Genomic DNA, 19,460 nt, shown 5'->3' on the forward strand with positions numbered 1-19,460 from the left:
CCTGAGTATGTCACATGGCAGATCACTGCCCTGTCTCAGCTTGCTGCAGGTCCATCGGCGGCCTGCCGAAGCGCCCTTTCAAGCCACAGTTCCAAGATTTGCACGGCGGCAGCCTCATCCAGATCCTCGGCCCCCAGGGCGCGGGCGCGGGCAGTACTGTAGCGCTCGTCCTGATATTCCACCTGATAGCCCTTGTCCTCCAGAATCCGTCCGAAGGCGCGCACGCGGTCGGCGGCTGGGCTGTGCGCCCCATCGGTCCGGAGCGGTAGCCCCAGCACCAACACCTTCGCTCCGCTCTCCTCGGCCCGCAGGCGCACGGATTTCAGGTCCAGCGGCAGCCGCTTGCGGTCCACGCTGCCACGCCCGAACACCAGCCGTCCCTGGGTCACGGCAAAGCCGATGCGATGTTTGCTGACATCCAGCGCCAGGGCCGTAGGAATGGAATCCGGGGTCATAGACAAGATTGTACCGGGAGCGCAAAAACCAGCCAGCGGATCGCTCAGACCGACAACTCAGACATCACCCGTGCCTGAGCGCCTAGAGTATTGAACATGACTGCTCTGGTGCTGACCCGTGACCAGGCGGGGGTGCGGACCCTCAGCCTGAATAGTCCTGACCGACTGAATGCCCTGACTGCCGCTCTGGCAACCCAGTTGCTGACGGCCTTGCAAGCAGCGGCACAGGACCCTGGCGTGCGTGTAGTCGTGCTGACTGGTGAGGGCCGAGGTTTTTGCGCTGGACAGGATCTGAGCGAAGTCGCCGGACCGCTGATGTCCGGCCAGCCGCTTGACCTGGAGGCGCACCTGAATGACCACTACCGCCCAGTGATTCTGGCGATCCGTGAGATGAACAAACCCGTGATTGCTGCGGTCAACGGAGTGGCGGCCGGGGCCGGAGCCAGTTTGGCGCTGGCCTGTGACCTGCGGGTCAGCAGCGAATCCGCGCAGTGGGTACAGATTTTCTCCAACATCGCCCTGATTCCGGATGCAGGCAGCACCTGGTTTCTGCCCCACCTGGTGGGCTTTGGGCGGGCCTTCGAGTTGATGGCCCTGGCTGAGAAAGTCAGCGCTGGGCAGGCACATGCCCTGGGCCTCTGTCAGCAGGTGTACCCGGACGAGACGTTCACGGAGCAGACCCAGGCCTACGCCGCTGCACTGGCGGCGCGGCCCGCGCAGGCCCTGGCCCTGACCAAGCAGGCGCTGAACGCGGCCATGTCCAGCAGATTGGAGGACGCGCTGGATCTGGAAGCCAAATTGCAGCAGCAGGCAGCCAGCAGCCAGGATTTCCGTGAAGGAGTACAGGCCTTTATGGAAAAGCGTGTGGCTCGCTGGGCAGGCGCACCACAGGAGAGCTGAGCCCTACCGCCAGGAGCCGGATTCGCTGCCTGGCGCCAGGTCTAGTGGGCCCAACTGAAGCAAGCGCGAATGCTCCTGGCGGTAGCTGTCGTCAATCAGGTCAGCCAGGGTCGTGCCACCCAGCACATCACGTAGGGCCTGATCCACCCGCTGCCACAGGTCCAGCGTGCCGCAAACATTCTTGCCGTCGCAGACATGGTTTTCTTCCACACACTCTACGGGCGCGATACTGCCTTCCAAAGCGGTGACCACGTCGTAGGCGCTGATCTGGTCAGCGGGGCGGGCCAGGCGGTACCCGCCGTGAGCACCGCGCACGCTCTTGATGAATCCGGCGCGGCGCAGGTTGCTGGCGATCTGCTCCAGATAGTGCTGCGAGAGGTCCTGGCGCTCGGCCACGTCCTTAAGCGGCACGGCGCGTCCTTCACTGCCAGGAGTTCCGCCCCCGCGCCCGATCTCGATCAGGGCGCGCAGACCGTACTGAGCCTTGGTAGAAACCCACATGCCTCCATCATATCCGCTATTCCGTACGGGAAATGGGGAATTAAGGAAAGGGACACGGGTGCTTGCGGGTCAGGCGAGTGCATCGGTCATCAGTGGCACCGTAACCCGGAGGCTGCCAGAGCTAGGATTCATTCCTACCTTACCCGCGTCACCCGGCGCACATTTTCATCTTCCAGGACATGCTCTAGCCGGAGCAGTACAGCCGCTGGATAGTCGTTGTAGAGCGCCTGGCCCCATTCGATGACACTCAGGCGACTTTCCGCAATCAGGTCTTCCAGACCCATGTCGTAGAGCTCGCCGGGGTGAGACACGCGGTAGGCATCTACATGCAGCAGTTGGCCGCCCGGTGTAGGGTACGGCTGCATCAGCGCATAGGTGGGACTACTGACGGTTCCCGCGAAGCCCAGCCGCCGGGCTACACCCTGGGTCAGACTGGTCTTGCCTGCCCCCAGCTCACCTTCCAAAAACAGCACCGTGCCCGGCGACAAGGTGTCCAGCAATGACGCCCCAAAGCGTTGCTGCTCGTCCAGACCGCGCAGCAACAGGCTCTGACCTGGTACGAGCAAGGCCTGGCTTTCTGCTGACTCTGGCTGCATCAGTTCAGCACCCGGCCTCCGCCTGCTTGCATCAGCTCGGCGGCGCGGTCCAGGTGGGCCTGCAAGGTGGGATGCCAGTCGTCGCCTTCGGGGGTATGCTCCAGGGCCTGCTGGGCATGGGCATACACCTGCGCCGGATTGCGGAAGCCCTGCTGCGCCAGGATGTCCGCCGTCATCTGCTGACCGACCAGCCACTCGCGGCTGCCGGGAGGCGATGTCCCAATCACCCGCGCAAAATGCGTCAGGGCGTCGTCCAGGTGGTAATACTCCAGCGCCACATTGCCCAGCACCAGACTGGCAGGAATGACCGCACCCTGCGAGAGCGCCTGCTCAGCTCCGGCCTGCGCCTGCGCGAGTTGCCCCAGGCGGTAATCACACTCGGCCAGATCAGCCAGGATTTCGGCCTGAAAAGGATAGCTGCCCTCGCGCGCCACGGTTTCCAGCATCTCCTGGGCTTCAAGCGGGCGGTCCAGGTCCAGCAGGGCGACTGCCAATTCATGCTGGGCGTAGGCGCGGTCACCCGGCTGTGCCAGCTCAGCAGCGCGCCCGAAGAAGGTCAGGGCTTCCTCGCTCCGGCCCAAGGCACTCAGCACCTGACCTTGCACCAGCGCCACACCGTAGCTGGGGTCCCCGAATCGCCCTTCCAGTTCGGCAGCCGCTTTGATCTCGGTGAGGGCCTGGTCAGGGCGGCCCTGAGCCAGGTCCAGCTGGGCCTGCAGGTAGTGCCAGGTGGAGAGGCTAAGGCCCTCGCCACCATCTTCAGGCTGGGCGGAGTACAGGGAACGGGCCTCAGCCAGAGCAGCGCCCGCCGCGTCCAACTCCCCACGGGCCAGATCGGTTGCGGCCATTTCCTGAAGCATCACTGCGCGGTCTGGCCCCTGGGCGCCTGCGGCTGCCTGCGCATACAGCGCCGAGGCCTGTTCAGCGTCGCCCAGCGCCTCATGGGCTTCGGCTTGCAGCGCTGCCGCCCGCCAGGCCAGGTGAGCGGGCAACTCGGCTGGCTCCAGTTGAACCTCCAACGCACGGGGCGCATCACCCACCAGCACCAGACTGGTCAGCGCATGAAACTGGGCCAGCGGGTCCGGCGCAGCCAGCAGTTCGGCAGGCAACTTCAAGCCCACGTCCAGGTGACCTTCTTTGATCTGCAACTCGGCGTCTAGCGCCTGATACAGCGGCTCCGTGCCGATCGCCGGGTCCAGTTCACGGGCCTGCTGCAAGCTGAGGCGCAGTTCCGCTAGGGCCTGGTCCCCGTATAGCGCGTGCAGCGAGGCGGCCAGCAGGGCGTAGCGGGCCTGCTCTGTTGGGGCTGAAATCAGGGCTCCTGCTTGCAGCAGGGCGAAGGCCTGGGCGTAATCTCCCTCGGCCAGGGCGGCGCAGGCCAGCGGCCAGAATGTCGCGGCGTCGGTCATTGCCGCTCAGCATAGCGCTCCTGGGTGCCGCAACCCTGGGTGGGACGCCTACGGCTCAGTTCTTCAGCAGTTCCAGCAGGCGCAAGTAAGCCGCTGCCGTCACTTCCACGTCACCCAATGAGCGGTGACGGCCCCCGGCGCTGAAGGTCAGCCCCAGCCGTCCGGCCAGTGAGTCCAGGTTGTGCTTGCGCTCCTGCGGAAAGGCCTGGCGCGACAGCTGCACCGTGCAGATTTCGGCGCGGGGCGACCAGGGCAGTCCGCAGCGGCGCGCCGACGCCCGCATGAATCCTGAATCGAACCCGATGTTATGGGCGATCAGGGGCACGTCGCCGGCCCACTCCAGAAATTCGGGCAGCACCTGCGCGATGGTGGGCGCTCCGGCCACCATGTCGTTGCTGATCCCATGAATACGCTCGGTGCGCCAGGGAATGATCAGCGGCTCTCCCCAGACGTTTTCAGGACGTACCAGCGTCTGGTAAGGGTCTTCAGCCACCACGCGTCCATCCCGAATCCTGAGCGCTCCTATTTCGACAATGCCGTCTTTTTCGGGCGAAAGGCCCGTCGTTTCCAAGTCAAAGACCACTGCGTCTTGCACCTATGCAGCTTATACGCATTTGCGCGGCTGAATCTTGCGCCTGCTTGCTAAGCGGTGGGTAGGCGCCGCATTTGATCCTCACCCTGTTCGCATGAGCTAATCCAGCGCCATGCGGTGGCAGCAACCTCGGGGCGGTCCCCTCAGTTGTTACTCACTCCGCTCGCAGGAGCAATTCCAGCGCCAGCCGCAGGGCGATACCCCACATCATCAGGGCCACCAGCAGGTCCACCACTTGCCATGTCCGCGCTGAGCGCATTTGCCCAGCTAGCACACGGGATGCCCCGGCCAGGCCCAGAAACCACAGCCAGGAGGCCGAGACTGCCCCGGCCAGAAAGGTGAGCGGCTGCGCTGCTGAGGCACTGGCCCCACCCATCAATACAAAGGTGTCCAGCAGGGCGTGCGGATTCAGAAACGAGAATCCCAGTGCCCGTATGACGATGGTCCCCGGCTGGCTCTGCCCTTGAGCGCCTTCGGCCAAGTGTGGCACCTGGGCCTGGCGTGCCGATTGGAACGCCTGGGCACCGTACCACAGCAAAAACGCAATACCCGCCAGCGTGCCCAGCGTCACCAGCTGCGGCCATCCCGCCAGCAGGCGGCCCACCCCCAGCACCCCCAGACTGATCAGCGCCGTATCGCTTAGCGCACACGAGGCGGCGGCCAGCAAGCCATGTTCACGCCGCAGGCCCTGCCGGATCACAAAGGCATTTTGCGGGCCAATCGCCATGATCAGGCCCAGGCCCAGCACCAGGGCTGCGAGAAAGTCGCTCATCTCCCCTATTGTGGGCCCAGTCAGGCAAGGCGGAGACGGAGCGCCTCAGCACCTACAATGGAAGGCGTGCCGCTGATTTCCCGTCCGGCCCCGGTCAAGCTGCCTGTGCCCAAGCGCTCGTGGTATGCCCGGCTGGAGCCTCCACAGCTGATCGCCCTGGTGTACTTCGTAGGCATCCTGCTCGCGACAGCGGCGCTGCATCTGCCGGGGGTCTTGCGTGACGGCGCGGAGATGACCAGCGTGGATTTGCTGTTCACGGCCACCAGCGCCCTGACCATCACTGGACTGGTGGTCGCGGATACCGGCGAAACTTTTACCCGCTACGGCCAGTACATCCTGATGCTGCTGTTCGAGCTGGGCGGGCTGGGCATCCTGTCGTTCGGCACACTGTTTGCCTTTGTCACGGGCCGCCGAGTCAACTTCAGCGAACGCCAGCACCTTCAGGCCCAGATCAGCGGGCTGGACACCGGCACGGTGGTGCAGTTGCTACGGACCATCTTCGCCTATGCCATCGGCCTGCAACTGATTGGGGCGCTGCTGCTGGCCCTGCGCTTCGTGCCGCAATTCGGGCTGGGCGAGGGGTTGTTTCAGGCCGTGTTTCACGCGGTCAGTGCCTTTAATAACGCCGGGTTCGTGGTGGTTCCCGGTGGCATGGGACAGTACGTGACGGACCCGCTGGTCAGCCTGACCATCTCCGGGCTGGTCATCCTCGGTGCGCTGGGCTTCATCGTGCAGTTCAATGTGGTGAACTGGCTTCAGCAGCCGCGCCAGCACCGCTTGACGGTCTATTCGCTGCTCACGCTGGTCACCACGGCGGCGCTGTTGGTGGTCGGTTTTCTGACGGTCTTGCTGCTGGAATCCAACAACCAGGCCACCTTGCAGCCGCTGCCCTGGCACGGCAAACTGCTGGCCAGTTTTTTTCAGAGCATGACGCCGCGCTCGGGAGGCTTTAACACGGTAGATATCGAATCCATGCGGACCGCCACGCTGATGGTCATCATCGCGCTGATGTACATCGGTGGGGGCAGCGGGTCCACAGGCGGCGGCATCAAGACCTCGACCTTCGCCATCTTGGTGGGGTCGGCCTGGAACATGGTGCGTGGGCGCGGCGAGCTGATCGCTTTTGGCCGCCGCGTCGAAAAAGACAACCTGGTCCGCGCCACCGCCGTCACCATGCTCTACACCATGATGGTCATGGGAGCCTTTTTCCTGCTGCTGCTGACCAATCCACACATGGACTTTACACATCTGCTGTTCGAGACGGTCAGCGCCGCCGCCACCGTGGGCCTGAGCATGAACACCACGGCGCACATCAACGACGCTGGCCTGGTGATCCTCAGCATCCTGATGTATCTGGGCCGCATCGGGCCGCTGACTTTCGCCGTGGCCTTTACGCTGCGCTCGCAGGCCCGCAGCGGCGTCAAGTACCCACCCGAACGCGACATCCTGGTCGGCTGAGCGCCGAGCGGTATCATGCCAGGCGTGATGCCCTGCGGAGCTGAAAAATGAAAGCCAAACAGTGCCTGGTGGTCGGTCTGGGCCGCTTCGGCAATGCCGTCGCCACCACCCTGTATGAGATGGGCCACGAGGTCGTGGCGGTGGATTACGTCGAGGAAAACGTGGAGCGGATCATGAACCGCGTGACCCACGCCGCCATCGTGGACGCCACCGACGAGCGTGGCATGCGTGCCATCGGCGTGGGCGACTTTGACGTGGTGGTCATTGCCATCGGAACCGACGTACAGGCCAACATCCTGGCGACCATGAACGCCAAGAGCCTCGGCGCACCCTACGTGGTGAGCAAAGCGGTAGACGAGATGGCGCGGCGCGTGCTAGAGCGCATCGGGGCTGATCTGGTGGTGCGCCCCGAACACGACATGGGCGTGCGGCTGGCCCGGCAGATCGCCAACCCCAATGTGGTAGACGCACTGGATTTAGGCAGCGACCACGCCATCGTGGAGTTGGAAGCCAATGAGCGCCTGCGCGGCACGCTAATGGAACTGAACATGACCGGGCGCTTTGGCGTGCAAGTCATCGCCATCGGGCGGCGCGGGCAGCTGGAGGTCAGTCCCCGCGCCGACAGCACCATCGAATCCCACGACAAGCTGGTCGTGATCGGCAGTGGCCATTCTATTGACGAGTTGCGGCGTTACCTGGATAAGTAGCAGACCTCCTCACGGTGTGCCGACGCCTCCTGAGGCTGCGCCATACTCAGGCAACGGCGAATTGCAGGGTGAGTGCCAGGACCGCCGTAGTGAAGACGAACGAAAATAACGTATGGCCCAGCCTCAGGAGGCGCATCGCCTTACTGGTGACATTTACATCAGAACTGGCCGCCGTGGTTCCTACCGTGAACGCGAAATATGCGAAGCCCATCAGGTCCAGAACATCATGACCTGGAAAGTCCAACCCAGCGGGGCCCTGACGGTAGTACAGCAATAAGCCAGATGGGCCATCAGCCAGCTACAGACCACGGTCAGGACACACAGGGCGACCAACAGTTTTTGCTGCCAGAACGTCAAGTTCAGATCACCGGCCAGCGGCAAAAAAAGTCCCGAAATAATTAAGCCGAACAAGCTGGCCACCAGCACGGAGGAAAGCCCCGTGTGTCCCTCCCAGCAGCCAGAAGTCCAGCCAGAGATACCGCTGCAGGAGCGGAGGAACGGGGGCGTTGGCCCAGCGCTGCCAGTGGAAGCCGCCCAGCTGCCCATAGGCCCGCCAGGTGAGGAGCACATAGACGAAGGCTGGCTGCACTGGTAGCCAACATGGTCCGCAGGATAAGCGGTTGGTCCGCCAACAAAAAGAACAGGGCAGTAAAGATGATCGTCCACAGAGCGGTCCTCTCGTACTGACCTTGCCCGTTCATGTCCGTAGCTTATGGAGGTGAGGCGGCCCGACGCAATCGCCTGCACGGACGTGCGTGGCCGACACCAGAGCCACCGCTAAGGGGACGCTTGCGACGCAGTGGCCGTCTCAGCTGCGCTGTCATCCGCCAGTGCCCGCACATAAGGCTGACAATTCAGGCGACCCAGAATCGCCAAGTGACGCGCCAGCTCTGGGGGCGGCAATTGTCCGCGCAGTTCGGTGTGGCTGTTCAGCGGCACTGGGCCTCCCTCCGTCAACCACTCGGCACGGGTGCCGGTCCGCAGGGTACGCTCAAAGCAGGCCGCTTCCTCAGGGCTGAGGTCCAGGCCCACCACCTGCAGGCCATTTTGCACCGTGATAAACGCTCCTTGCTGTGCCGATGGGAGCTGCGTCAGGGTGGCCCTGGACTCCATATGGCTGTACCCCGCCGCGCACAGCGCCACCACCAGCGGCGCAGCGGCAGCCAACGCCCAGATTTGATCTGCCGAGATCCGCGTGTCAGCCCGCAGCGTCCAGAATACAGCCACCGCCAGCAGTATGGGAATCAGCCAAATCACCAGGGTCACGTGCCCCAGTTTAGAGCAGTTGCTCCCCGCCTGCCTGAGTCCAGGCCAACAAAAAACCCCCTCCGTGAGGAGAGGGGAGGAAAAGCGCAGGTCGGGGCAAGCTCAGGCGGCAGAGCCTCGGTGGCCACCCTGGGCAGCCAGCTCGGCAGCTTCAGCTTCGGCCTCGGCTTCCAGCTTCGCCTTGATCTTCTTCAGACGGAAGCTTTCTTCACGCTCGCGCTGGTCCAGCACGCCACGAATAAAGCGGATATCGGCCTGAATACCGGGAATCACGACCTGTTCCAGTGCGTTTACGCGGCGGGAGGTCTTTTTGATCTCCTCACCGATGCGGCGCAGCTTGGTCTCGGTGGACGCGACGCGCACGATGCCTTCCAGCACGTCGTTAAAGTCGGTGGCGGCCTGAATGGTCCGGCCACCCACGTTGATCGGGCTGAAGGTCGCGGCGCGGCCACGCTCCGGCACGGTCATGTTCGGCACTTTCACGCCGTACAGGTTCTCGATCACCATGTCGATCTGGTAGTCGTCGGCGGACCCCAGGCTGAGGCTTTCGACGGCTTCGGGACTGTCCCAGGCTTTGGCTCCCAGCAAGCTGGTGTACGCACCTTTGCTCACACCGCTGAGTTGCTCGCGGGCGGCCAACGCGTCCTTGACCAGCGCGAAAAACTCGGCAATCAGGGCGTCACGCTTGCGCTTGAGCAGGTCGGCGCCGCCACTGGCGGTCTTGAGGCTGGCTTTGGAGGCCAGCAGCGCCGAGCGGGTGGGGCTGATTTGTTCGGCCATGTATGGTCACCTCCTTCGTCGGTGACGCTGATGGATGAGGGTTGATGGGAGATGGAAAAACCATCAACGATCAACCACCATCCATCAACGTTTAGTTGCCTTTCCAGCTTTCGTCGATCTTGGTGCCGTAGTACTGCTCAATGTCACCTTTGCCGATACGGGTCAGCTGGTTCTGAGGCAGCTTGGACATGATGCCCCAGGCCACCGTCAGGCTGTCGTCAATGCTGCGGTCCTGGTCGCCCTGACCGATGAAGTAAGTCTCGAAATCATCCGCGAACTTCAGGAACAGCTTGTCGTTTTCGGTCAGCGCGTCTTCACCGGTGATGGCCACCAGTTTACGCAGGTCCAGCCCGTTGGCGTAAGCCGCGAACAGTTGGTCCGACACGTTCTTGTGGTCAGCGCGGGTCTTGCCTTTACCGATGCCGTTGCCCATCAGTCGGCTGAGCGAGGGCAGCGGGTTGATCGGGGGGTAGACGCCCTTGGAGTTCAGGCCACGGTCCACTACGATCTGGCCTTCGGTGATGTAGCCGGTCAGGTCGGGGATCGGGTGGGTGATGTCGTCGTCGGGCATCGAGAGAATCGGAATCTGGGTCACGGAACCGGGCTTGCCTTCCACCACACCAGCGCGCTCGTAGAGGTTCGCCAGGTCGGTGTACATGTAGCCGGGGAACCCACGGCGGCCAGGAATCTCTTCACGTGCCCCACCGATTTCACGCAGCGCTTCGCAGTAGTTGGTGATGTCAGTCAGGATGACCAGCACGTGATAACCGTGCTCGAAGGCCAGGTACTCGGCGGTGGTCAGGGCCATGCGGGGGGTCAGCAGACGCTCCACGGCGGGGTCGTCGGCGCGGTTGAGGAACAGCACGCTGCGGGCCAGGGCGCCGGTCCGCTCGAACTCCTGAGTAAAGAAGCTCACTTCGCGCTGGGTCAGGCCCATCGCGGCAAAGACCACGGCGAAGTCGCCTTCGTGGCCCGGCACTTTGGCCTGACGGGCAATCTGAGCAGCCAGTTCGTTGTGCGGCAGGCCCGAGCCGGAGAAGATCGGCAGCTTCTGACCACGGATAAGCGAGGTGTTCACGTCAATGGTGCTGATACCGGTCTGAATGAATTCCTCAGGCTTGGCGCGGCTGGCCGGGTTCATGGCCTGACCGTTGATGTCCAGGCGCTGCTCGGCGACCACTTCGGGCAGACCGTCCATCGGGCGGCCCAGTCCGTCAAAGCGGCGGCCGATCATTTCCTTGCTCACGCCCAGACGGGCCACGTCTTCCACCAGGCTGACGCTGGCAGTCGCCAGGTCCAGGCCACGGGTTTCTTCGAACACCTGAATCACGGCGTTCTTCTCGCTCACCTGAATCACCTGGCCGCCGCGGATGTTACCGCCCGCGTCCTTGATGTCCACGATGGCGCCGTAGGCCAAATCCGAAGCTGCGTTCACGAACAGCAGCGGTCCGGAGATGTAGGAAACGTCGTTGTACTCTTTTTTCAGCAGGGTCATGCGGTGACCTCCTGGCTACCGGTCTTGCCCATCTGCACCGCAGGCTGGCCGCCCTTGAAGGTGGTGTCCAGCTCACCCAGCACCGAATCGGTGTAGGCGGCGAACTCGCCTTCGGGCACGTAGCGGGCGCGGCTCAGTTTTTCGATGACCGGGCTGGCGATGATTTCATCAATGGTGGCTCCGCCTTGCAGCGCGGCCTCGGCCTGGTCATAGAACTTCAGCATCATGCGCATCAGGCCGTAGTTCTTGGGCATGGAGGCGCTGGCGTCCACCGGGTCAAAGCCGTTCTGCTGCAGGAAGTCCTGACGCAGCATCTTGCCGGCTTCGATCACCAGACGCTCGTTGTCCTGCAGGGCGTCGGGGCCGACCAACTGCACCACTTCCTGCAAGGACGCTTCTTCCTGCAGGATGTTGCCGATCCGCTGACGCAGTTCGGGGAAGTCCTCGCCTACGTTCTTGCGGTACCAGTCTTCCAGGATCGGGGTGAACAGCGAGTAAGAACCGTTCCAGTTGATGGCGGGAAGGTGACGGCGGCGGGCCAAACCTGCGTCCAGACGCCAGAAGGCGCCGGTAATACGCAAGGTGGCCTGGGTCACGGGCTCGGACATGTCACCGCCAGCGGGCGACACGGCGCCGATCACCGAGACGGCACCGTCTTCGCCGGCCAGGGTCTTGACCGCTCCGGCGCGCTCGTAAAACGCGGCCAGCTTGGCGCCCAGGTAGGGCGGGTAGCCTTCTTCGGCGGGCATTTCTTCCAGGCGGGAGCTGATTTCACGCAGCGCCTCGGCCCAGCGGGAGGTACTGTCGGCCATCAAGGACACCGAGTAGCCCTGGTCGCGGAAGTACTCTGCCAGGGTAATCCCGGTGTACACCGAGGCTTCACGGGCGGCCACTGGCATGTTGGAGGTGTTGGCGATCAGGATGGTGCGGTGCATCAGCGGTCCGCCGGTCTTGGGGTCTTCCAGTTCGGGGAATTCCACCAGCACGTCGGTCATCTCGTTGCCGCGCTCGCCGCAGCCCACGTACACCACGATGTCGGCATTGCCGTATTTGGCCACCGACTGCTGAGTCACGGTCTTGCCCGAGCCGAACGGGCCGGGAATGGCGGCGGCTCCGCCCATCACCAGGGGGAACAGCACATCCAGAATCCGCATGCCGGTCAGGAAGGGCAGGCTGGGGTCCAGCTTCTTGGCGACAGGACGGGGGGCACGTACGGGCCAGTAGTGGGCCAGACGCAGCTCGGTGCCGTCTTCCAGGCGGGCGATGGTCTCGTCGATGGTGTACTCGCCAGCGTCGGCCACCCAAGCCAGACGTCCGCTCTTGTCGGGCGGAGTCAGGATCTTGTGGGTGAAGCTGAACTCAGGAACCGTACCCAAAACGGCGCTGCCGCTCACTTCGTCGCCGGCCTGCACGCTGGGGGTAAAGGCCCACTTCTGCTCGCGGTTGAGGCTGGAGACCTCAATACCACGGGCAATGAAGTCACCGCTCTGCTCGCGGATTTTATCCAGGGGACGCTGAATGCCGTCGTAGATGCCGTTCAGCATGCCCGGGCCCAGCTCCACACTCAGGGGCAGTCCAGTGGTCTGCACCGGCTCACCCACGGTCAGGCCGGAGGTGTCTTCGTACACCTGTACGAAGGCGGTATCGCCGTCCAGGCGGATGATTTCACCCACCAGGCGCTCTTTACCGACGCGCACGATGTCATACATCTTGGCGCCATACATGCCGCCCGCAATCACGGCGGGTCCGGCGATGTTCTGAATGACACCAGTTTTCTGTTCGGTCATTGAATTCTCCTTGAGAGATACAGATGAATGAGAGCGGATTGCTTCTGGCCAGTCTTGGCTTTCTGCGCTCTGCTCTCAGCCACCGGCATTACAGTTTGATGTCGAATCCGACAGTTTCGCGGACCAGACGGCCCATGTACGCCTTGGCGTCCACGGTGTCTTCGCTAAAAGCGTCACTGAGGCTGGGCAGCGGCAACAGAATCGGCAGATCACGGCCACGCATCAGGCGGGCCGTGGAGCCGATGGGATCGGCGATCAATCCACCGTCCACCGCCACCAGACCATGACGTCCGTCGGTGATCAGGCGCTCCAGAGCGGCCTGGGCCGTCTCTGGGGTCGCTTCGATCACTTCGGCTCCGGCCAGACGGTAGCCGGTCGCCGTTTCGCTGTCGGCCAGAATCGCTACGCGGTGCGAGCGACCCGTTTTCGGTGCGGTCATGCACCCACCTCCTGGCGAATCTGCTCTTCGGGCAGGCCGTAGTACTTGCCGCGCCCAATCAGGCGCAGCTTGGCGGCCTCAATTTCCTTGCGGCGCAGGAAGTCCAGGATGATGCCCACACCCATCGGGTCAGAGACACCGATAGAGCGGGCCGCCCGGTCCAGCGCGGCGCGGGCGGCCACTTCGGCAGCTTGCGGGCTCGGAGCGTCCATGATGGCCGCGATATCCGGGGACGCGCTGGTGTCACCTGACGACAGCCGGGCGTATCCCGCCGCGTCCAGACGGCCACCGGGAACAAAGAAGTCCTGTTCCAGTGGCACACCAGCAGCCTGGGCCTGACGGGCCATCAGCGCGTTGGTGATGTCGATCTCGCGGCCCACGTAGGTACGCAAAGAGGTGTCTTGGGCAACCTTGCGAACATGGTTGTAGTACCCCTGATCCAGCGCGACCTCCAGGTTCAGCAGGTTCCCGCTGGCTTGGTAAGCCCCCACACCTTTACGGAAGGCGGCGGCCAACGGATGAGCGCTCACCGAGATGGCCGAAGCCACCCCAGCCAGATCACTGCTGCCCGCGGCGCTCTCCAGCAAGCTGGGCTTGATGGTGCCACCGGGAATCAGGCTGCTGCGAATAGCATCCACGCCGCGCCCGGCCACCACACCGCGTGCCACTGTCTTGAGGTTCACGAGATCCCAGCGCATCAGCAGGGTTTCGATTTCCCGCTTGGCGTTGCCATCAGCGAAGCCCAGCACTTTCTGGGTGGTCGCGAAGAGACTGCGGCTCAGCGCCCGGTCCAGCTCGGGCAGACCCGCTCCCTCGGCAGTGGTTTCACGTAGGTTGGCGGCAAAGCCCGTTTCGCTCAGCACCCGCAGAAATTCCGGGTAGCTGCTGGCGGCCAGGGCGGATTCCAGCGAACGCCCGTCCAACAGGGCGTTGCGCATCATCCTGACGCGGGTATTGATATAGGCGTAATCGTCAGGCATTCACCCCTCCTTATTCGCCGGTCAACAGCGAACGAATCTGGGGCGTCAGGCTGCCGCGCAGGGTCTGCAGGCGGCCCATCAAGGTGTTGGTGATGCCACTTTTGCCACCCTGGGCCAGCAGGCGTACGCCACCTTCAATGCTGGGGTTACCCCGCACCTCCAGGTCACTCACCATGCTGCGCAGCATCTCCACGTCGCTGGGATTGACTTCTGCCACGTCCGCCTGAGGCACCGCCTGACGGGCTTCATTCAGCAGTCGTCCCAGGATCTCACGGTAAGCCGGCAGCTGACCGATGTCGCGAAGTTGCTGCTCGACCAGGCCATATACCTGTGCGATGCCTTCCTCGGAGGCGCTCAGGCGCGCGGCGTTCAGGTCCAGGTCCGCAGAAGAGCGGGCGCGGGTCAGACCGGCCTGGTACTGCTTGTCCAGCACCCGGCTGCGGCTGCCCAGCAGCTCCTCGGCTTCGGTGCGGGCAGCGGCCAGAATCCGCTCCGCTTCGGCACGGGCATCGGCGCGGATGCGCTCGATCTCGGCCTGAGCTTCATTTTCAAGCAGTTTATCCAGGGCCATATCAGATCAGGAACAGTCCCACGAAGCCCAGAATGACCAGGGTTTCAGGCAGCAAGAAGACCAGCAGCAGCTGACCGAACTTGCTGGGATCTTCGGCCACAGCGCCCACCAGGCTGGAACCGATGCGGGCCTGCGCGATACCGGTGCCGATAGCACCCAGACCCAGCGCCAAGCCCTTACCGATGGCCGCCAGACCTTCGTTGTTGGCCGCGGCGGTGGTGGCTTCCTGTGCGCCAGCAACACCAGCCAGAGCGAGGATAACGGCAACGGTAGCGATCTTGTTGTAGTTGGTCATGATTGTTTCTCCTGTGAGATGAAGTAATTTCACCGGCCCTGCTCAGGGCTGAGGCGACGAAGGGGGTTGTAGGCCGGGCTGGTTTCAGCGTTGTAACCAGTCGGATTGAGGAATTCGACCATCTGAAGACGGATAGGTTGCAGGATGTGACCGATCAAGGTCAGCGCCAGGATCAGGACAGTCAGCAGAACAGCCAGAGCCAGACCGATAATGGCGCCGATAATGCCCATACTCTCGTACAGGTTCCAGCCCAGGTCAGCGACCAGCTTGGCCATGATGGCGGACACCAGGCCCACTGCGAAGATACGGGCGTAGCTCAGCACCGCGCCGCCCTGTGAGATCAACTCGACCGGCAGCATCGGGAAGGCGCGGATCACGCGCAGGTAGCCGACCACGAAGGCCGCAAAGCCCAGCCACATCAGCCACACCAGGGGATTGGCCCAGTCGAACATCAGACCGAAGTTGCTGGCGGCGCGGGTGATAAAGGCCATCAAGATCAGGGCGATCACGCCGCCAAAGAGGGCGATGCCTTCCCAGACGTGGGTTTGGTCACCATGCTTGAGGCCTTCGCGGATGCGGATAAACCAGCCCCAGGGCACCTGAATGATGCCGAACAGCAGGGCGATCATCAGCATGATCGGGCTGAAGTACTCGGTTTCCAGACGGGGGAACGTAATCGGAATCAGGCCACTTAGGGCGTGGTGGGCGTGGAATTCCAGGCCGGTCCAACCCCACATGCGGTTGATCAGGTCTTCGTTGAAATAAAAGAGGCCCAGGTGCTCGCCCCAGGTACCGAAGAACTCACCGGTGAGAAAGCCCCACAGCACCGTCCAGAAAGACATTGTAGCGATGATGCTCCAGATGTCTTTGAGAACATTTGGCATCAGCTTGGTGCCCATCAGGGGAACCGTCCAGCTTTCGCCCCGGTCGGCCTTGCCCTTGAGCCACAGGCCCACCAGGAAGAACAGGATGCCGTAGCCCACGTCACCGATAATCAGACCGAACAGGAACGGCATCAGATAAGCCATCACCCAGGTCGGATCGAAGGTACCGTACTTGGGCGGGCTCATCAGGCCCATCACCATCTGGTAAGGGCGCACATACCCACTGTTCCGCAGTTCCACCGGAATGGCTGCGTCATGGTGAGCGTCAACGTCGTGGACTTCGTACATGGCCGCGTCGCCATAAGGCTTCAGGGCCGCGTCCAGCGCGGAGATGCGGTCGGTCGGGACATAGCCCTGCATCACCAGCGAGTAACGCCCACGCGCCGAGGCCGTGCGGACATCATGCACCGCCACCAGATCCTTGAGGCCGTCACGCATGGCGAACAGTTCATGGCCATGCTGCTCGGCCAGGGCCGAACGGCGGGCGTTCAGCTTCTGGAGGTAATCACGCCCGGCGCCGCGAATCTGGCCCAGTTCGGCTCCAGCTTGTTCCAGGGGCATCCCCTCGAAACGGCCTGGAACACGCAACTCGCCCAGACGCAGACGGCCCAGAGCACTGCGGGCCAGATCACGCTCGGCCACCAGGGTGGCCACCGCACCGACGCGGCCCGTGTTGGTGTTCTGAACAGCCAGCTCGTAGCGGTCCTGCAGAGCTTCCTTCAGCGCTGCTTGCACCTGTGCCAGATCGGTTTCGGCGTGCAGTACAAAAGGAATCACCGCTACCCGGCGGCTGCGGTCCAGTGAACCGACCAGGCCAGCCAAGGCAGACACCGGCTCGGCATAAGCCGAAGCCGCGTCAACATCAGCCTGAACCTCGGTCCGCTCACGTGCCAGTTCAGCCACAGGTACGGCGACTGCTTCAATCCGCTCAGCCCACTCGGCCCGGGGAGGCACGCTGGCCTGCGCCAGATCGGCAGGACGGCGGGCGCCCAACTCGGCAATGGTGCTTTCCACACGGGCCAGCAAACGCTCGGCTTCTTTCAGCTCCTCACTGGTCTGTTCCTGCGCCGAGTCGGAGCGCAGAGGCCCTCCCTCAATAGGCCGCAGGTGAACGACGCCTGCTTCTTGCAGCGCCGTGATCACCGCCTCGCTTTCGCGACGGCGCATGGCGATCACCACTTGCTGCATGGGGCTGATCACGGCAACACCGCCTTGAGCACATGCTCGGCGGCCTGCGAAATGCGGCCAGCCATCTGGCCACGCGCACGCTCCGTGCCCTCAGTTGCCTTGCCCCTGGCCTCCTCACGGATACGCACCGTTTCGGCGGTCAGGCGCTGATCATGCTCGGCCTGCATGGCCTTCATGCGCTCCTGAGCTTCACGGAGGATACGGTCGGCTTCAGCCTGCGCCGCTTCAACTTCACGGCGGGCATCACTGCGAGCAGCTTCAATCTGCGCGTCCAGCGCCGCTTCGCGCTCGGCCAGTTCACTCAAGATTCGACTTGAGACGTCCAAATCCCTCCTCCTTTCCTTGTCAGCCGAGGCACCCCCCGTCCGGCGCCCAGCACTGCATAATTTGGCTCCATTCAGATTGAAGGCCCCATCAAGTGGGGTCTTGGGGTGTCGGCTGCACAGCCTTCGATTGGTTGCCCGACCCCTGATATTCAGATTGCGTCAGACTGAGGACAGCTTAACATACCCCCACAGACCCGCTCGCAGGGGCATCAGTCCCGGCACCGTGCGGGAACAAGCGTTTTGCCTGTCACCCGGAGGGAAACAGTGAGTTAAGACGCGTTTCTTAGACCATCGGCGCAGCACTGCGGCGCCAGGCCCGCCAGCGGGTGAACATCCGCCATCCCCACCACAGCAGCCCGACCAGGCCCAGAGCAGCCAGCGCTGGGATGGTCAACGCCAATACGCTTAGGCCCAGACTCAGGGCGTCCTCGGCGGTGCTCACGGCAGGATTGCCAACCCCAGCGGTCAACGTGGTGGCGGCAGGGCGCACGGCCGCACGGCCCGCCTGCACGCCGCCTGCCACGATCAATCCCAATACGCCAGCCAGCGCCGGGGACACATCCGCCACGCCAGCTTGTGACGCGAACAACACCGCACCCGCAGCGGCCCCGATCCAACCCGTTACCAGGTGCAGCACATGATCCACACCGGGAATCTTGTCTCCGATAAAGTCTGCCAGGCCCACCAGGAAAATCACCAGGAGCGTCCAGGTGCTACCCAACAGGTCAAACGGCTGATCCAGCGAAACCAGCCCCAGATTGGCCAGCACGCCGACCAGAAACAGCGGGATGTAGGCATTCAGCCCCGCTGCACCGGAGAGGCCCAGCGCCGATAGGAAGCCAGAAAACAGTTCCACGCCCCCATTACGCCGCAGGGTTGAGGGCAGTTCCCACTTCTGGCCTTGAGCATCACTTTATCTGGACGTTCCCCCGCTCTTCCACGTCGCTGTCCATTGAGACAGTGACACCCTCATTTGGCCCTGTCACTGGCGGGGCAGGGGGGCGGGGCCGCAGATCGGTGCTGTTGTAGCGGCCCTGGGCGGCTTCTAGCCCCTGGGTGGCCCAGACACCCGCAGCGTCCGCACCCAGCCCCACCAGCTGTCCTAAGGGAGTACGCTCCTCTTCGGCCCACTTGCTGAGCACCCAGTCAGCGGGATCGCGCCCAGCGGGCGGCCGCGAGATTCCCAGTTTCAGGCGAGCAAAATCCTGCGTGCCCAGCAACCGAATAATGTCGCGCACACCGTTCTGTCCACCATGCCGCCCACCCAGCTTCAGCTTCATCAGCCCGAAGGGACTGTCTAGGTCATCTTGCACCACCAGCAGGTCGGTGGCGTCCAGGCGGTAATAGGTCAGCAGTGGGACCACGGCCCGTCCCGATGCGTTCATATAGGTCAGCGGTTTGACCAGCAACACTTTTTCACCCGGTTGCCCTACCGCTTGACCCAACCGCAGCTCACAGGTTTCAGCCTCCGGCTGTTTGCGCCAGCCAGCCCCAGCACGGCGTACCAGCTCATCGGCCACCAGCCAGCCCACGTTGTGCCGGGTCTGCGCGTATTTCTCGCCTGGATTCCCCAGTGCCGCGATCAGTTTCATCCGGCTTAGGCGCTCAGGCTGCCCAGTGAATCGCGGACCTCGCGCCAGCGGGCGTCGGCTTTTTGTACGTCGGGCCGGGCCTTGGCCGCGTCGTACCCTTTGCGGAACTCAGCAAAGCTCGGCTCGGTCTGCGAGAACAGCACTTCCAGGGCCTGCTGCACATCGCGCACCTGCTGCTCTGACAGCTTCAGGTCCTTGGTATCCAGCACCTCGTCCAGTGTAGCCATCAGCCCCGACAGTGGACGAAGCCACTGAAAGCCATGGTGGCCCGTAACCAAGTTGAACAGTTCGTAGGGACTGTTCACGGGGCCGTTCAGGAATTCATAGTCTTCCTTGGCCTTATCGAGCAGCGCGGAGTGAAAATGCCGAAGTGCGGTAGCCAAAGCCCGGAGCTTGCGGCGAATGGTGGCGTCGTCTGACATAGGTTCAGGGTAGCAGGGCAGCAAGGCCCACTGGCAGAACCAGCA

Annotated in this window: 23 protein-coding genes; 3 read left to right on the forward strand and 20 right to left on the reverse strand. The window is 63.3% G+C overall.

What is annotated here, in order from left to right; translation table 11 throughout:
• Window positions 1–35: 35 nt before the first annotated feature.
• Window positions 36–455, reverse strand: coding sequence for a RuvX/YqgF family protein (locus tag LMT64_RS07910; protein ID WP_126351180.1), 420 nt, complete (start codon window positions 453–455; stop codon window positions 36–38).
• Between the two features lie 96 nt (window positions 456–551).
• Here LMT64_RS07910 and LMT64_RS07915 point away from each other — a divergent pair, with 96 nt between their 5' ends.
• Window positions 552–1,355 carry an enoyl-CoA hydratase-related protein gene (locus LMT64_RS07915; protein ID WP_126351179.1) on the forward strand — a complete coding sequence of 268 codons (804 nt, stop codon included), beginning with the start codon at window positions 552–554 and terminating at the stop codon, window positions 1,353–1,355.
• A 3-nt stretch (window positions 1,356–1,358) separates the two neighbouring features.
• Here the strand turns inward: LMT64_RS07915 and LMT64_RS07920 are convergent, their stop codons facing one another.
• From LMT64_RS07920 to LMT64_RS07940, 5 genes are all read right to left on the reverse strand, one after another.
• Window positions 1,359–1,856 (reverse strand): RrF2 family transcriptional regulator, encoded by a 498-nt coding sequence (locus LMT64_RS07920; RefSeq protein ID WP_126351178.1) that lies wholly within the window; start codon window positions 1,854–1,856, stop codon window positions 1,359–1,361.
• 134 nt (window positions 1,857–1,990) lie between these two features.
• Window positions 1,991–2,452 (reverse strand): tRNA (adenosine(37)-N6)-threonylcarbamoyltransferase complex ATPase subunit type 1 TsaE, encoded by a 462-nt coding sequence (gene tsaE / locus LMT64_RS07925; protein ID WP_126351177.1) that lies wholly within the window; start codon window positions 2,450–2,452, stop codon window positions 1,991–1,993.
• Window positions 2,452–3,861, reverse strand: a complete 1,410-nt coding sequence (locus LMT64_RS07930; RefSeq protein ID WP_126351176.1) for an SGNH/GDSL hydrolase family protein — start codon at window positions 3,859–3,861, stop codon at window positions 2,452–2,454. The genes tsaE and LMT64_RS07930 overlap by 1 nt, the downstream gene beginning before the upstream one ends.
• A gap of 55 nt (window positions 3,862–3,916) precedes the next feature.
• Window positions 3,917–4,456, reverse strand: coding sequence for a 3'-5' exonuclease (locus tag LMT64_RS07935; protein ID WP_126351175.1), 540 nt, complete (start codon window positions 4,454–4,456; stop codon window positions 3,917–3,919).
• A gap of 151 nt (window positions 4,457–4,607) precedes the next feature.
• Window positions 4,608–5,225, reverse strand: coding sequence for a LysE/ArgO family amino acid transporter (locus tag LMT64_RS07940; protein ID WP_126351174.1), 618 nt, complete (start codon window positions 5,223–5,225; stop codon window positions 4,608–4,610).
• Between the two features lie 57 nt (window positions 5,226–5,282).
• Between LMT64_RS07940 and LMT64_RS07945 the strand changes: the two genes are divergently transcribed.
• Entirely contained in the window at window positions 5,283–6,683 is a 1,401-nt protein-coding gene (locus tag LMT64_RS07945) for a TrkH family potassium uptake protein (protein ID WP_126351173.1), read from the forward strand.
• A gap of 47 nt (window positions 6,684–6,730) precedes the next feature.
• Window positions 6,731–7,390 (forward strand): potassium channel family protein, encoded by a 660-nt coding sequence (locus LMT64_RS07950; RefSeq protein WP_126351172.1) that lies wholly within the window; start codon window positions 6,731–6,733, stop codon window positions 7,388–7,390.
• Window positions 7,391–7,436: 46 nt separating this feature from the next.
• Here the strand turns inward: LMT64_RS07950 and LMT64_RS14265 are convergent, their stop codons facing one another.
• The 14 genes from LMT64_RS14265 to LMT64_RS08015 all read right to left on the reverse strand — a co-directional run bounded on the left by LMT64_RS14265 (window position 7,437) and on the right by LMT64_RS08015 (window position 19,415).
• Window positions 7,437–7,664: a DUF1345 domain-containing protein gene (locus tag LMT64_RS14265; protein ID WP_407647835.1), complete on the reverse strand. Its 228-nt coding sequence runs from the start codon at window positions 7,662–7,664 to the stop codon at window positions 7,437–7,439.
• Between the two features lie 503 nt (window positions 7,665–8,167).
• A complete protein-coding gene (locus LMT64_RS07955; protein ID WP_126351170.1) occupies window positions 8,168–8,656 on the reverse strand; it encodes a hypothetical protein in 489 nt (162 codons plus the stop codon).
• Between the two features lie 102 nt (window positions 8,657–8,758).
• Window positions 8,759–9,436, reverse strand: coding sequence for a V-type ATP synthase subunit D (locus LMT64_RS07960; RefSeq protein WP_126351169.1), 678 nt, complete (start codon window positions 9,434–9,436; stop codon window positions 8,759–8,761).
• Between the two features lie 91 nt (window positions 9,437–9,527).
• Window positions 9,528–10,931, reverse strand: a complete 1,404-nt coding sequence (locus LMT64_RS07965; protein WP_126351168.1) for a V-type ATP synthase subunit B — start codon at window positions 10,929–10,931, stop codon at window positions 9,528–9,530.
• On the reverse strand, window positions 10,928–12,718 hold the full coding sequence (locus LMT64_RS07970; protein WP_229253143.1) for a V-type ATP synthase subunit A: 1,791 nt from the start codon (window positions 12,716–12,718) through the stop codon (window positions 10,928–10,930). Before LMT64_RS07970 ends, LMT64_RS07965 begins: the two co-directional genes overlap by 4 nt.
• Before the next feature lie 88 nt (window positions 12,719–12,806).
• Window positions 12,807–13,157: a V-type ATP synthase subunit F gene (locus LMT64_RS07975; RefSeq protein WP_126351166.1), complete on the reverse strand. Its 351-nt coding sequence runs from the start codon at window positions 13,155–13,157 to the stop codon at window positions 12,807–12,809.
• Complete coding sequence (locus LMT64_RS07980) at window positions 13,154–14,137, reverse strand: V-type ATPase subunit (RefSeq protein ID WP_126351165.1); 984 nt, start codon at window positions 14,135–14,137, stop codon at window positions 13,154–13,156. Before LMT64_RS07980 ends, LMT64_RS07975 begins: the two co-directional genes overlap by 4 nt.
• 10 nt (window positions 14,138–14,147) lie before the next feature.
• Entirely contained in the window at window positions 14,148–14,708 is a 561-nt protein-coding gene (locus tag LMT64_RS07985; RefSeq protein ID WP_126351164.1) for a V-type ATP synthase subunit E, read from the reverse strand.
• A gap of 1 nt (window position 14,709) precedes the next feature.
• Complete coding sequence (locus tag LMT64_RS07990) at window positions 14,710–15,003, reverse strand: V-type ATP synthase subunit K (protein ID WP_126351163.1); 294 nt, start codon at window positions 15,001–15,003, stop codon at window positions 14,710–14,712.
• A 29-nt stretch (window positions 15,004–15,032) separates the two neighbouring features.
• Window positions 15,033–17,087 (reverse strand): V-type ATP synthase subunit I, encoded by a 2,055-nt coding sequence (locus LMT64_RS07995; RefSeq protein WP_407647836.1) that lies wholly within the window; start codon window positions 17,085–17,087, stop codon window positions 15,033–15,035.
• Window positions 17,084–17,401 carry a V-type ATPase subunit subunit G family protein gene (locus tag LMT64_RS08000; protein WP_126351162.1) on the reverse strand — a complete coding sequence of 106 codons (318 nt, stop codon included), beginning with the start codon at window positions 17,399–17,401 and terminating at the stop codon, window positions 17,084–17,086. The genes LMT64_RS07995 and LMT64_RS08000 overlap by 4 nt, the downstream gene beginning before the upstream one ends.
• Window positions 17,402–17,684: 283 nt before the next feature.
• Window positions 17,685–18,257: a DUF4126 domain-containing protein gene (locus LMT64_RS08005; protein ID WP_126351161.1), complete on the reverse strand. Its 573-nt coding sequence runs from the start codon at window positions 18,255–18,257 to the stop codon at window positions 17,685–17,687.
• Between the two features lie 52 nt (window positions 18,258–18,309).
• Entirely contained in the window at window positions 18,310–18,993 is a 684-nt protein-coding gene (gene pth / locus LMT64_RS08010) for an aminoacyl-tRNA hydrolase (RefSeq protein ID WP_126351160.1), read from the reverse strand.
• Between the two features lie 5 nt (window positions 18,994–18,998).
• On the reverse strand, window positions 18,999–19,415 hold the full coding sequence (locus LMT64_RS08015) for a hypothetical protein (RefSeq protein WP_126351159.1): 417 nt from the start codon (window positions 19,413–19,415) through the stop codon (window positions 18,999–19,001).
• Window positions 19,416–19,460: the final 45 nt, after the last annotated feature.

It is taken from the genome of Deinococcus radiophilus, from assembly GCF_020889625.1.
GTDB lineage: Bacteria > Deinococcota > Deinococci > Deinococcales > Deinococcaceae > Deinococcus > Deinococcus radiophilus.